The organism is Streptomyces atratus, from assembly GCF_014648655.1.
Lineage (GTDB): Bacteria > Actinomycetota > Actinomycetes > Streptomycetales > Streptomycetaceae > Streptomyces > Streptomyces atratus.
In genome coordinates, this window is the sequence record NZ_BMRN01000007.1 from 123,932 (window position 1) to 137,172 (window position 13,241).

The window sequence follows — 13,241 nt, forward strand, 5'->3', positions numbered from 1 at the left end:
GGTCACGCCCCCGCCTTGGCGATGCCGGCGTCGGTCTCTTCGGACTGCCGTGGCTCCGGTAGGTCGAGCTGGTCGGTCTCGTGGAATTCGAGCTGCTTCCTGCGGTCGGCGACCAGGCCCTCGGGGCGCAGGCGCATCAAAAGGATGAGTGCGACGCCGAAGAGGAAGAGCTGGTAGTCCTGCATGAACTGCAGTTTGGCCGGGATGAGGTAGAGCAGTGCGGCGCCGACGAGGGGTCCGCTGAGGGTTCCCATGCCGCCGAGGATGACGGCGGCGAGGAGGAATGCGGAGTTGGGTGGTACGGAGCCGGCGAACTGGTACTGCTCGGGCGTCACGGTGTAGTTGACGTGTGCCTGGACGGTTCCGGCGAGGCCGGCGAGGGTGGCGCCGAGGGCGAAGGCCAGCAGCTTGAGGCGGAAGGCGTTGATGCCCATGGCGGTGGCTGCGGTCTCGTCCTCGCGGATGGCGACCCAGGCGCGGCCGATGCGGGATTCTCCGGAGCGGCGGAAGACGAGGACGACTACGGCGGTGAAGACGAGCATCAGCAGGTAGTAGTTGGCGGACCTGCCGAGGGTGAAGCCGAGGATGTCGTGCTTGAGCCCGAAGTCGAATCCGAAGAAGTTGAGGTCGGGGATGCTCGGGATGCCCTGGGAGCCGTTGGTGAGGTCGGGGCCGCTGTTGCCGTTGAGGTTGTTGACGGTGAGGCGGAAGATTTCACCGAAGCCGAGGGTGACGATGGCGAGGTAGTCGCCGCGTAGTCGGAGTGTGGGTGCGCCGATGAGTACGCCGAAGACGAGCGAGGCGGCGGCGCCGGTGAGGACGGCGGCCCAGAAGGGGAATTCGACGCCGATGGCCGACATGGTGGAGCCGGAGACCAGGGCGGCGGCGTAGGCGCCGACGCCGAGGAAGGCGACGTATCCGAGGTCGAGGAGGCCGGCGAGGCCGACGACGACGTTGAGGCCGAGTGCCACGGTGCCGAAGATGAGGATGTTGGCGCCGATGAGCGCGTATTCCTCCTTCTGCTGTGTGAACGGGAAGCAGACGGCGGCGACGAGGGCGGCGGCGAGGGTGATGTTGCGGTGCTTCGTGGTCAGCGTGGTGAGGCGGGAGACGAGTCCGGCCCGGTGGAGTGCGGTGAAGCCGAAGCCGACGGTGATGAGGAAGCCGATGAAGAGTTCGGTGTAGTCGGTGTCGATGCCGTAGGCGAAGATCTGGAGGCCGATGCCGAACGACACGACGATGATGAGGATCTCGGCCCAGTCGGGGAGCGCTTTGGCGCGGGGGGCCGACGGGGCGCCGAGGCTGTTGCGGAAGCGCTGCCAGGCGCCTGCCGCTGTGGTGTTGGGGAGTGGCTGGTCGCCGGGGAGTCCGAGTGCGGCGGCGGCGGCGATGAGTGCGCCGATGCCGCTGACCCAGGCGCCGGGTTCCAGGTTGACGACGCCGCCGAGGTCGTACGCGATGGCGCCGATGGTGTAGCCGGTGGTGCCGAAGGTGCCGAGCGCCAGGAGGCGGACGGGGCTGTTGGTGCCGCCGGGGGTGAGCCAGCCGAGGCCTCGGATGCCGTATCCGGACAGCGCGAAGAGCAGGGTGAGTGCGGCGCTGATGAGGGTGAGGACCTGGAGGCCGCCGGGGTAGCCGGTGACGGTGAGGTCGCCGGGGAATTCGCTGGTCCAGGTCCAGGCGAGGAAGGTGCCGACGAGTGCGACGGCGGCGCCTGCGAGGGTGCCGATGCGGGCCGCGGCTGCGGGGATCGCGAGGAAGGGGGCGGCCCCGGGTGCGGTGGTGTGGTTGGTGGTCATCGGTATCACGCCCGATCCGCGACGCGTTCGCCGAGCAGGCCCTGGGGGCGGAGCAGCAGGACGATGATGAGGAGGACGAAGGCCCATACGTCCTTCCAGGCGCCGCCGCCGAAGAGTTCCATGCCGGGGACGTTGCTCATGTAGCCGGTGGCGAGGGATTCGGCGATGCCGAGTACGACGCCGCCGAGCATGGCGCCGTAGATGTTGCCGATGCCGCCGAGTACGGCTGCGGTGAAGGCCTTGAGGCCCATGATGAAGCCCATTTTGAAGCCGATCTGGCCGTTTTTGAGCCCGTAGGCGACGGCGGCGACGGCGGCGAACGCGGCACCGATGGCGAAGGCCATGACGATGATGCGGTCGGTGTTGATGCCCATGAGCTTTGCGGTGTCGGGGTCCTGGCTGGTGGCCTGCATGCCGCGGCCGGAGCGGGTCTTGGAGACGAAGAGCCCGAGGGCGAGCATGCAGATGGGTGCCGTGATGAGGACGAAGAGGTCACCGCGCTGGATGTGGGCGCCGAAGATGTCGATCGCTTCGCCCTTGAACTGGGGGAAGGAGCGGTCCTTCTTGGCGTCGGGGTACCACTTCCAGATGGCCTGCTGGAGTGCGAGGGAGAGTCCGATCGCGGTGATCAGCGGGGCCAGTCGGGGGGCGCCCCGCAGTGGCCGGTAGGCGAAGCGTTCGGCGGCCGTGCTGACGGCGACGGAGCATATGACGCCGCCGATGATCATGAGTGGGATGATTGCGAGGAGGGAGACGCCGGCCGGCATCCAGAGGTACACGGTGAGAGCTCCGAAGCCTCCGATCATGAAGATCTCGCCGTGGGCGAAGTTGATGAGCTGGATGATTCCGTAGACCATCGTGTAGCCGATCGCGATGAGACCGTACATCGCGCCGAGGATGAGTCCATTGGCCAGCTGTTGCGGCAGTTCGTTCACCGCAGGGCCTCCGTGGAGTGGTTCGGATATGGCACCGCGCGGGAGCGCTGGTAGCGCTCCCGCGCGGTCTGGGGTCAGTCAGTGCGTGTCCGGGAGGGCACGGGTCAGGGCTTGTAGACCTCGCTGAGCTTGGACGTCCACTTGCCGCCGTCGACCTGGTAGGCGGTCATCATGGTGTTGGTGGTGTCGCCGTACTCGTCGAAGGAGACGGGGCCGGTGACGCCGTCGAACTTGACCTTGCTCATGGCGTCGAGGACCTTGGCGCGGGCGTCGTCGGGGAGCTTGCCGTTGTTGTCGGCGACGGCGAGCTTGACGGCCTCGATGATCGCCCAGGTGGCGTCGTAGGTGCCGCCGCCGTAGGCCTCGTAGGCGTCCTTGTATCCGGCCGTCTTGTAGTCCGCGATGAACTTCTTGGCGGAGTCGAGCTCCTCGACGGGCTTGCCGACGGAGGTGGCGATGTCGCCCTGGGCCTTCTTGTTGAGCTTGATGAAGTCGGCGCTGTACATGCCGTCGCCGCCCATGAGGGGGATTTGGACGCTGTCCTTGAGCTGCTGGCTCAGGGGTGCGCCGGCGGGGTACTCGCCGCCGTAGTAGACGGCCTTGGCGCCGGACTTCTTGACCTTGGTGACGACGGCGTTGAAGTCGCGGTCGTCGGGGTTGACGTGGTCGGTGCCGACGATCTTGCCGCCGAGGGTGGTGAAGGTCGCCTTGAAGGAGGCGGCGAGACCGGCGCCGTACGGCTTCTGGTCGTCGATGAGGTAGACCTGCTTGATCTTCGCGTCGTTGAAGAGGTACTTCGCTGCGAAGGCGCCCTGGATCTGGTCCGTGGTGGCGGTGCGGAAGTAGGTCTTGTAGGGGCGCTTCTTGTCGCCGGTCTTCCAGTTCTCGCCCTGGGTGAGTTCGGTGCCCGTGTTGGCGGGGGAGACCTGGGTGAGGCTGGCGTCGTTGAGCGGCTTCTGCATCGACTGGGAGACGCCGGAGTTCAGCGGGCCGACGACGCCGAGGACGGTGTCGTCGTCGATGAACTTCTGGGCGTTCTGCTGGCCGACGGAGGGCTGTGCCTGGTCGTCGAGCGGCTTGACCTCGAACTTGATGCCGGGGACGGTCTTGTCCTTGTTGGCCGTCTTGACGGCGAGCTCCGCGGAGTTCTTGATGCCGAGGCCGAGGGCGGACAGGTCGCCCGTGATGGGCGCGTCGACGCCGATGACGACGGTCTGGGTGTCGCCGCTGCTGCTCTTCTTGCTGTCGTCGCGCGACCCGCAGGCGGTGAGTGTCAGTGCTCCTGTGGTGAGCACTGTGGTGAGGATGAGCAAAGAACGGTGTCGCACGAAAGGTCCTTTCCCTGGCGCGGCCTCCTCTGCTTGAGGTGCCGTGTCGTTCGCCGGGCCGTACTGGTTGGTACAGGGCCGTGCTGCAGACGCGCCCGGCGGCGCGGTGACTGGCGGTGACTCTAGGCGCAGGTGTGGGGGTCCGGGATGGGTCCGCCGCAGGATGTGACTGTCTTGTTATGCCCTTGAGCAAGGCTTGAGGTGGCTGTGCGGACATGTACGGCTTTTTACCGGTCGGTGAAATGACCGCATCGTGAGAACGCGCAGCTCTGCTAAGGGGCTTGAGCGATCTTGCTGCTGTCGCGCGTCGGGGGGTCAAGGGGGCGTCATGAGGGCATGGTGAGCCGCCCGGCGCCTGCGGGGCCGGGTTCGGAGGGCTGCGCGGAGACGTTTGCGCATTGCGCACTTGTTACGCAGCGTTACATCTGGGTCGATGTGGTCGACGCGGTGTTGTGTGCGCGGGGTGTGCGCCGGGTGTGGTCGGGGTGCTGAGTTGGTCATACAACCAGCCGTAGCGTCAAGGGTGTTGGCCGGTTCGGTTGCTCAACCATGCCTTGTGCGTGGGGGGTTGTGGGCGGGAATGGCGCTGCCCGGCCGGAATGAGGTCCGGCCGGGCAGTGGTGTCGGGGGTGTCGTGCAATGTGTTTCGGTCGGTCAGGCGGCGTCGTTCTGAGGTGCGTTGCGGAGCATGCAGGTGAGGCGGGCGGTGCAGACCCGCTTGTCGTCCTCATCGGTGATGACGATCTCGTACGTGGCGGTGGAGCGGCCGCGGTGTACGGGGGTGGCGACGCCCGTGACGAGTCCGCTCCGTACCCCTCGGTGATGGGTGCAGTTCAGGTCGACACCGACAGCGAGTTTGCCGGCGCCGCCGTGGAGCATGGAGCCGACCGAGCCGAGGGTCTCGGCGAGGACGGCGGAGGCGCCGCCGTGGAGCAGTCCGTACGGCTGGGTGTTGCCCTCGACGGGCATGGTGCCGACGACGCGGTCCGCGGAGGCTTCGACGATCGTGACGCCCATCCGCTCGCCGAGGTGGCCGGCGGAGAAGAGTGCGGGCAGATCGACGCCGAGTGCGGCGTACTCGTCGATGATCTCCTGGGGGAACTTGGGTGCGGTGTGCTCGCCCATGGGGTCCGGCTCCGATCGTCTGCGTGGTTCATAGCTTTATTGCTGTGTGCATTGTTCTTATCAGACGACTGAGCGAACGCTTAGTGGGTTGTGGGTGCGGACTGCCTCCGGGCGGTCTGCCCGGCGGTCTGCTCCTGGACGTTCTGCCCCTGGATGTTCTCGAAGCGCACGACGACGGACTTGCTGGCGGGGGTGTTGCTGGTGTCGGCGGTGGAGCCGAGGGGGACCAGCACATTGGTCTCCGGGTAGTAGGCGGCGGCGCAGCCCCGGGCAGTCGGGTAGTGCACGATGCGGAAGCCGGGGGCGCGGCGCTCCACCCCGTCCTTCCATTCGCTGACGAGGTCGGTGTACGCGCCGTCGGTCAGGCCGAGGGTGCGGGCGTCGTCGGGGTTGACCAGGACGACGCGGCGGCCGCCCTTGATGCCGCGGTAGCGGTCGTCGAGGCCGTAGATCGTGGTGTTGTACTGGTCGTGCGAGCGCAGGGTCTGCAGCAGCAGCCTGCCTTCGGGGAGCTCGGGGTACTCGACGGGTGCGGCGGTGAAGTTGGCCCTGCCGGTCGCGGTGGGGAAGCGGCGCTCGTCACGCGGGGCGTGCGGGAGGGTGAAACCGCCGGGGTGTGCGATGCGGGCGTTGAAGTTCTCGAAGCCGGGGACGACGCGGGAGATGCGGTCGCGGATCGTCGCGTAGTCCTTCTCGAACTCCTCCCAGGGGGTGGCCGATCCGGGGCCGAGGGCGGCGCGGGCGAGGCGGGCGACGATGGCGGGCTCGGACAGCAGATGCGGGCTCGCCGGGGTGAGGTTGCCGCGCGAGGCGTGGACCATGCTCATGGAGTCCTCGACCGTGACGAACTGCTTGCCGCTCGCCTGGACGTCCTTGTCGGTACGGCCCAGCGTCGGCAGGATCAGCGCGCGGGTGCCGGTCACGGCGTGCGAGCGGTTGAGCTTGGTGGAGACATGGACGGTGAGGCGGGCGCGGTGCATCGCGGCCTCGGTGACCTCCGTGTCGGGAGTGGCCGCGACGAAGTTGCCGCCCATGGCGAAGAAGACCTTGGCATCGCCGTCGCGCAGAGCCTGGATGGAGCGGACGACGTCGTAGCCGTGGTGGCGCGGTGAGGTGATCGAGAATTCCTTGTCGAGCGCGTCGAGGAATTCGGGTGCGGGTCGTTCGAAGATGCCCATGGTGCGGTCGCCCTGGACGTTGGAGTGGCCGCGGACGGGGCAGACTCCGGCGCCGGGACGGCCGATGTTGCCGCGCAGCAGAAGGAAGTTGACGACTTCGCGGATGGTCGGCACGGAGTGCTTGTGCTGGGTGAGGCCCATGGCCCAGCACACGATGGTGCGCTTCGAGGCGAGGATCATCGCGAGGGCCGCTTCGATGTCGCTGCGGTGGAGGCCGGTGGCGGCGAGGGTCTGTTCCCAGTCGGCTTCGCGGGCCGCGGCCACGAACTCCTCGTAACCATGGGTGTGGTCCCGCACGAAGGCTGCGTCGACGGCGCCCTCGGTCTGGAGGATCATCTTGTTGAGGAGCCGGAAGAGGGCCTGGTCGCCGCCGATGCGGATCTGGAGGAAGAGATCGTTGAGCGCGGCGCCCTTGACCATGCCGAGCGGGGTCTGCGGGTTCTTGAACCGTTCCAGGCCGGCCTCGGGCAGCGGATTCACCGAAATGATCTTCGCGCCCGCGGACTTGGCCTTCTCCAGGGCGGAGAGCATCCGGGGATGGTTCGTGCCGGGATTCTGCCCGGCGACGATGATCAGGTCTGCCTGGTGGAGGTCCTCCAGCGAGACGCTGCCCTTGCCGATGCCGATGGTCTCCGTCAGCGCCGAGCCGGAGGACTCGTGGCACATGTTGGAGCAGTCGGGGAGGTTGTTCGTGCCGAACTCGCGGGCGAACAGCTGGAGCAGGAACGCCGCTTCGTTGCTGGTGCGCCCCGAGGTGTAGAAGAGGGCCTCGTCGGGCGAGGCGAGCGCACCCAGCTCCTCGGCGATGATGCCGAAGGCCCGCTCCCAGGACACCGCCTCGTACCGCTCGGCGCCCTCGGGGAGGTACATCGGCTGGGTGATCCGCCCCTGCTGGCCCAGCCAGTACCCGCTGCGCGAGGCGAGATCGGCGACCGGGTGCGCGGCGAAGAAGCCGGGGGTGACACGGCGCAGCGTCGCCTCCTCGGCGACGGCCTTGGCGCCGTTCTCGCAGAACTCCGCCGTGTGCCGCTTGTCGCCCTCGGGCCAGGCGCAGCCGGGGCAGTCGAAGCCGTTCTTCTGGTTGACCTTGAGGAGGGTCTGCGCGGTGCGCCGCACCCCCATCTGCTGCTGGGCGATGAGCAGACTGTGCGCGACGGCCGGCAGCCCGGCGGCGGCGTGCTGCGCCGGCTCGACCCGCGGCGCATCCTGGACCGGGTCACCTGTGGGCGGCTTCGTGGCCATTTCGTGCTCCCCTTTGAGCAGCTGCGAACCTGCGCGGTGCGCTGTACGCAGTGACGCAGTACGTGTTCCTCCGCCGATCCTGTCACGAGGCACCGACAGAGCGTCCGGCGAGCCATGCCCGGTCGGGATTGTCAGTGGTCCGTGGCAGGATCGGGGGCGTGGCTGAGACGGCATCGAAGAAGACGGCAGACAACCGACCGCGCCTGCTCCTGATGGACGGGCACTCCCTGGCGTACCGGGCGTTCTTTGCGCTGCCTGCGGAGAATTTCACGACAGGGTCGGGGCAGCCGACGAACGCGGTGTACGGCTTCGCGTCGATGCTGGCGAACACGCTGCGTGACGAGGCGCCGACGCATTTCGCGGTGGCGTTCGACGTCTCCCGCAAGACCTGGCGCTCGGAGGAGTTCCCCGAGTACAAGGCGAACCGCTCGAAGACGCCGGACGAATTCAGGGGCCAGGTCGAGCTGATCGGCGAGCTGCTCGACGCGATGCACGCCGACCGTTTCGCGGTCGACGGCTTCGAGGCGGACGATGTCATCGCCACGCTGGCCACGCAGGCCGAGGCGGCCGGCTTCGAGGTGCTGATCGTCACCGGTGACCGGGATTCGTTCCAGCTGATCACGGACAACGTCACCGTGCTGTACCCGACGAAGGGCGTCTCGGAGCTGACGCGCTTCACCCCGGCCAAGGTCGAGGAGAAGTACGGGCTCACGCCGCAGCAGTACCCGGACTTCGCGGCGCTGCGCGGTGACCCGTCGGACAACCTTCCGGGCATCCCCGGTGTAGGTGAGAAGACCGCCGCGAAGTGGATCAACCAGTTCGGTTCGTTCGACGAGCTGGTGGAGCGCGCCGAGGAGGTCAAGGGCAAGGCCGGGCAGAATTTCCGGGACCACCTGGACGCGGTACGGCTCAATCGCAGGCTGACCGAGATGGTCCGCGACGTGGAGCTGCCGAAGACCCCGCAGGACCTGGAGCGCGCACCGTACGACCGCACCGCGGTGACGGGCGTGCTGGACGTCCTGGAGATCCGTAATCCGAGCCTGCGCGAGCGGCTGCTGGCCGTCGACCCGGGCGCGGCCGAGGACGAGACGCCGGCGCCCGCCGCGGGCATCGAACTGGACGGCGCGGTGCTGGGCGCGGGCGAGCTGGCGCCCTGGCTCGCCGAGCACGGCGGGCAGCCACTCGGCGTCGCGACCGTCGACACCTGGGCGGTGGGCAGCGGCACGGTCACCGAGATCGCGCTCGCCGCGGCCGACGGGGCGGCGGCCTGGTTCGACCCCGCAGAGCTCGACGAGGGCGACGAGCAGGCGTTCGCCGCGTGGATCGCCGACGCGCGGCGGCCGAAGGTCATGCACAACGCGAAGAGCGCCATGCGGGTCTTCCCCGAGCACGGCTGGCAGGTCGACGGTGTCACGATGGACACCGCGCTGGCCGCCTATCTGGTCAAGCCCGGCCGCCGCTCCTTCGCGCTGGACGCGCTGGCGGTGGAGTATCTGGGCCGGGAGCTGGCCCCCGCGGCGGCGTCCGACGGCCAGCTGGCCTTCGGCGCGGACGACCGGGCCGAGGCCGACGCCCTGATGACGCAGGCCCGCGCGGTCCTGGATCTGGGCGATGCGTTCACCACCCGGCTGGCAGAGGTCGGCGCGACCGAGCTGCTGCACGGCATGGAGCTGCCGACGTCCGCTCTGCTGGCCCGTCTGGAGCGGCACGGCATCGCCGCCGACCGGGCCCATCTGGAAGGCATGGAGCAGCAGTTCGCCGGTGCGGTGCAGCAGGCGGTGAAGGAGGCGCACGCCGCGGTCGGCCGCGAGTTCAACCTCGGTTCGCCCAAGCAGCTCCAGGAAGTCCTCTTCGGCGAGCTGGGCCTGCCCAGGACGAAGAAGACGAAGACCGGGTACACGACGGACGCCGACGCCCTGGCCTGGCTTGCCGCACAGACCGAGCACGAGCTGCCGGTCATCATGCTGCGCCACCGCGAGCAGGCGAAGTTGCGGGTCACCGTCGAGGGCCTGATCAAGACGATCGCGGCGGACGGCCGTATCCACACCACGTTCAACCAGACGGTGGCGGCGACCGGCCGGCTCTCCTCCACCGACCCCAACCTGCAGAACATCCCGGTCCGTACGGACGAGGGCCGGGCCATCCGCCGGGGCTTCGTCGTCGGCGAGGGCTTCGAAACGCTGATGACGGCCGACTACAGCCAGATCGAACTGCGCGTGATGGCCCACCTCTCCGAGGACGCGGGCCTGATCGAGGCGTTCACTTCCGGCGAGGACCTGCACACGACGGTCGCCTCGCAGGTCTTCGGCGTCGACAAGTCGGCCGTCGACCCGGAGATGCGCCGCAAGATCAAGGCCATGAGTTACGGACTCGCGTACGGGCTCTCCGCGTTCGGCCTCTCCCAGCAGCTGAACATCGAGGCGGGCGAGGCGCGCGGCCTGATGGACACCTACTTCGAGCGGTTCGGCGGAGTGCGTGACTATCTGCACCGCGTGGTGGAGGAGGCCAGGGCCACCGGCTACACGGAGACGGTCTTCGGCCGTCGCCGCTACCTCCCCGACCTCAACAGCGACAACCGCCAGCGCCGCGAGATGGCCGAGCGCATGGCGCTCAACGCGCCGATTCAGGGCACGGCCGCGGACATCGTCAAGGTCGCCATGCTCCAGGTCGACCGGGCGCTGACCGAGGCGAAGCTGAAGTCCCGGATGCTGCTCCAGGTCCACGACGAAATCGTCCTGGAGATCGCCGAGGGCGAGCGGGCACAGGTGGAGGAGATCCTCCGCCACGAGATGTCCACGGCCGTGCAGTTGCGCGCCCCGCTGGATGTATCGGTGGGTGTCGGTACGGACTGGGAGTCCGCAGCGCACTGACGCGGCGGCGCCGGACGGGCCCCGGGGGTTTGTTCAGACACCCCCCGGAGGAATCAGGCCCGTCCGGCGACCGAGGGTACGCAAGCGCGCGACCGCCGCAGCCGCATCCATGCCCCGTACAGCACCAGGCCCACCGCCAGTCCCGCCCCGGCGCCGAAGCAGGCGGTCGGGATGATGTCCAGCGGGGTGTCGATGTGCCCGAAGTACGCATACCAGCGCGCGCACCGGTGCACGACGCCGAGCAGGAGGCAGACGCTCAGCAGCACCCCCGCCGACCACCGCCCCCGACGGCCCAGCACCGGCACGGACGGCGGGACCGGGCGCGCCCCGGTCCGCCGCAGCCCCGAAGCCGTGAACCAGGCGAGCACGGCCAGTGCCACTGCCGAACTGCCGTACTGCACCAGCTGGAACACGGGAAGCCCGCCGACGCTGCGGTCGAGCACCGGCACCAACCGCACACCCCACCGGTCGTGATGGGTGAAGGCGTCCCAGACGACATGAGTGGCGGACCCGATGACCGCCGACAGTACGAACCACCCACCGTCCCGGACATCCCACGCCCCTCGGCCGGATCCGCACCGCTGCCCTCGCACGAACGCATGCACCCGTCCCTGCCAGGCCCTCGGCAACAGCGCCACCGACGGTTCGCGCAGCAGCAGCCACAGCGCCACCACGGCCGCGGTGATCAGCACATCGACCGTCAACACGCCCCACACCGAGTGGGTGAACTGCCCGAATTCCATGGCGCCCGGGATCGCGGTGTCCGCGTAGTACGTCATGTCGGGGGCGAACGAACCCGCGACGAGGGCAGAGGCGAGGAGCGGCCCGCGCGCCGTTCCGTTACGCCGCATCCCCGGCAGCACGGCCGCGGCATGACTGAGTGTGAACGGCATGGCGGCAAGTATGCGTGAGGCGCCGTAGCCTGCCCGACGACTGCCGTACAACTTGCTGTCCGGAATGTGAAAAACAGGTAAGAACCGGTCAGTGCACGGTGTTCCGGCGGCACAAGTTGCCGTAGGGTCGCCTGAGTCCTGGCGCTGGGGAGCGCGGACAGCCGTCGAAGGGGAGGGGCCAGAGGTATGGCAGCGCAATTCGGTCGCCGGCTTCGCAAGGGGGCGACCACGACAGCTGTGGCCGCAGTCGCCGTGGCGGCGCTCTCCGCCTCAGGGGGCCCTGGCGCAACGCTGGCCACCGGGAGTGGCGATCAGCAGTCCACCGGAACGACACCTTCGCCCGATGACACCGCGGCCACCGGCAACTCGCCGTACTACACGGACCTGCCGCCGCTGAACACGCCCAACAAGCCGGGAACCGCCACCGATCTGCCCGTCACCGGCAGTGCGGAATCCGGCATACCGGCTTCGATCCTGGCCGCGTACAAGAAGGCCGAACAGACCGTTGCCGGCAGCGACGCCGCATGTCGGCTGCCGTGGCAGCTGCTCGCCGCGATCGGCAAGGTCGAGTCCGGCCAGGCCCGCGGTGGCAGGGTCGACGCGAACGGCACCACGTTCTCCCCGATCCTCGGCCCGGTCCTCGACGGCCGGGGTTTCGCCATGATCAAGGACACCGACAACGGGGCGTACGACGGGGACGCGACGCACGACCGTGCCGTCGGCCCGATGCAGTTCATCCCGTCCACCTGGGCGACCTGGGGCCAGGACGGCAACGGAGACGGCCGCAAGGACCCCAACAACATCTATGACGCGGCGCTCGCCGCCGGACGTTATCTCTGCGCCGGCTCCCGCGATCTGTCCATCGCCACGGATCTCGACCGGGCGGTCCTGAGCTACAACCACTCGGACGCCTACCTCCGTACGGTCCGCTCCTGGTTCGACTACTACAAGCGCGGCACCCACGAGATCCCCGACGGCACCGGCGTGGTCCCGCCCGGCCTCGGCGGTGGTACGGACCCGAGCCCGGACCCCAGCACCCCCGGCGCCTCGCCGTCCCCGACCCCGCCTCCGAGCTCGAAGCCGAAGCCGCCGAAGCCGGGCGGCTCCACTCCGACCAGTCCGAAGCCCACCCCGCCCACGCCCCCGCCGTCCCAGACCGTCGCACGTGTGGAGAACGCCGGCACCGGCGCGCTCACCGCGACTGCGGGCGGCGCGTTCGCCGAGCGGATCAAGGTGCGGGCCACGAACAAGCTCGGCGGTTCGCTCGCCAAGGCGTCCGTGACCTTCACCATCGCCGGTGACACGGACGCCACCTTCGCCGGCGGGAAGAAGACGGTCACTCTCCTCACCGGAGCCGACGGCACGGTCACCGCTCCGGTGCTGCAGGCGGGCGAGAAGACGGGGCAGTTCACGGTGCGGGCCGTCGCCACCGGCCGCTCGCTGCCCGCCGTCACCTACACCGCGACCGTCACCGCCCGACAGGCCGACGCGATCGCCAGGACCGACGACACGGCACTGACCGCCGCGCCCGGCGCCGAGTTCACCGACACCGTCGAGGTCAAGGCCACCTACAAGGGCGCGGTCGCCACCGGTGTCGCCGTCACCGCGACCATGATCACCAACGCCGCGGAGCCGGTGGAGAACGACAAGGGCCCGTACTTCAAGGACGCGGACGGCAAGACGGTCCGTACCCTCACGGACCTCAGGACCGACGCCGACGGCATCCTGAAGCTCCCGAAGATCTACGCCGACGACACCGCCGGCACGTACAAGCTGCGCCTCACCACCCAGGGCGGCGCCACGGTCGTCATCGAGCTCAAGGTCGAGGCCCCGGAAACCCCCGCTGCCTGACCCGCCCGGCCGCACGTCAC

Annotated in this window: 8 protein-coding genes; 2 read left to right on the forward strand and 6 right to left on the reverse strand. The window is 68.9% G+C overall.

All coding sequences use genetic code 11. The annotated features are described in order from the left end of the window. Positions 1–2: 2 nt before the first annotated feature. The 5 genes from IEZ15_RS14450 to IEZ15_RS14470 form a co-directional block, all read right to left on the reverse strand. On the reverse strand, positions 3–1,799 hold the full coding sequence (locus tag IEZ15_RS14450; protein WP_189277067.1) for a branched-chain amino acid ABC transporter permease: 1,797 nt from the start codon (positions 1,797–1,799) through the stop codon (positions 3–5). 5 nt (positions 1,800–1,804) lie between these two features. After that, a complete protein-coding gene (locus tag IEZ15_RS14455) occupies positions 1,805–2,734 on the reverse strand; it encodes a branched-chain amino acid ABC transporter permease (RefSeq protein ID WP_037699258.1) in 930 nt (309 codons plus the stop codon). Positions 2,735–2,838: 104 nt separating this feature from the next. Beyond that, positions 2,839–4,047: a branched-chain amino acid ABC transporter substrate-binding protein gene (locus IEZ15_RS14460; protein WP_189277323.1), complete on the reverse strand. Its 1,209-nt coding sequence runs from the start codon at positions 4,045–4,047 to the stop codon at positions 2,839–2,841. Between the two features lie 669 nt (positions 4,048–4,716). Next, the gene (locus IEZ15_RS14465; protein ID WP_114243981.1) at positions 4,717–5,187 is read right to left on the reverse strand and encodes a PaaI family thioesterase; all 471 of its coding nucleotides are present in this window, start codon (positions 5,185–5,187) and stop codon (positions 4,717–4,719) included. 80 nt (positions 5,188–5,267) lie between these two features. Further along, positions 5,268–7,607: an FdhF/YdeP family oxidoreductase gene (locus tag IEZ15_RS14470; RefSeq protein WP_229845889.1), complete on the reverse strand. Its 2,340-nt coding sequence runs from the start codon at positions 7,605–7,607 to the stop codon at positions 5,268–5,270. A gap of 158 nt (positions 7,608–7,765) precedes the next feature. On the opposite strand from IEZ15_RS14470, the gene polA reads away from it, so the two are divergent. Then, positions 7,766–10,477 (forward strand): DNA polymerase I, encoded by a 2,712-nt coding sequence (polA, locus tag IEZ15_RS14475; RefSeq protein WP_189277069.1) that lies wholly within the window; start codon positions 7,766–7,768, stop codon positions 10,475–10,477. Between the two features lie 53 nt (positions 10,478–10,530). Here polA and IEZ15_RS14480 read toward each other — a convergent pair whose 3' ends face one another. Next, complete coding sequence (locus tag IEZ15_RS14480) at positions 10,531–11,370, reverse strand: DUF4184 family protein (RefSeq protein ID WP_189277070.1); 840 nt, start codon at positions 11,368–11,370, stop codon at positions 10,531–10,533. 186 nt (positions 11,371–11,556) lie between these two features. Between IEZ15_RS14480 and IEZ15_RS14485 the strand changes: the two genes are divergently transcribed. Then, positions 11,557–13,221: a lytic transglycosylase domain-containing protein gene (locus IEZ15_RS14485; protein WP_189277072.1), complete on the forward strand. Its 1,665-nt coding sequence runs from the start codon at positions 11,557–11,559 to the stop codon at positions 13,219–13,221. Positions 13,222–13,241: the final 20 nt, after the last annotated feature.

Bases quoted from the DNA above. Each gene is read 5' to 3' on its own strand.
- IEZ15_RS14450 (WP_189277067.1), bottom strand. From the start codon at position 1,799: ATGACCACCAACCACACCACCGCACCCGGGGCCGCCCCCTTCCTCGCG.
- IEZ15_RS14470 (WP_229845889.1), bottom strand. From the start codon at position 7,607: ATGGCCACGAAGCCGCCCACAGGTGACCCGGTCCAGGATGCGCCGCGG.
- IEZ15_RS14480 (WP_189277070.1), bottom strand. From the start codon at position 11,370: ATGCCGTTCACACTCAGTCATGCCGCGGCCGTGCTGCCGGGGATGCGG.
- IEZ15_RS14485 (WP_189277072.1), top strand. From the start codon at position 11,557: ATGGCAGCGCAATTCGGTCGCCGGCTTCGCAAGGGGGCGACCACGACA.
- IEZ15_RS14465 (WP_114243981.1), bottom strand. From the start codon at position 5,187: ATGGGCGAGCACACCGCACCCAAGTTCCCCCAGGAGATCATCGACGAG.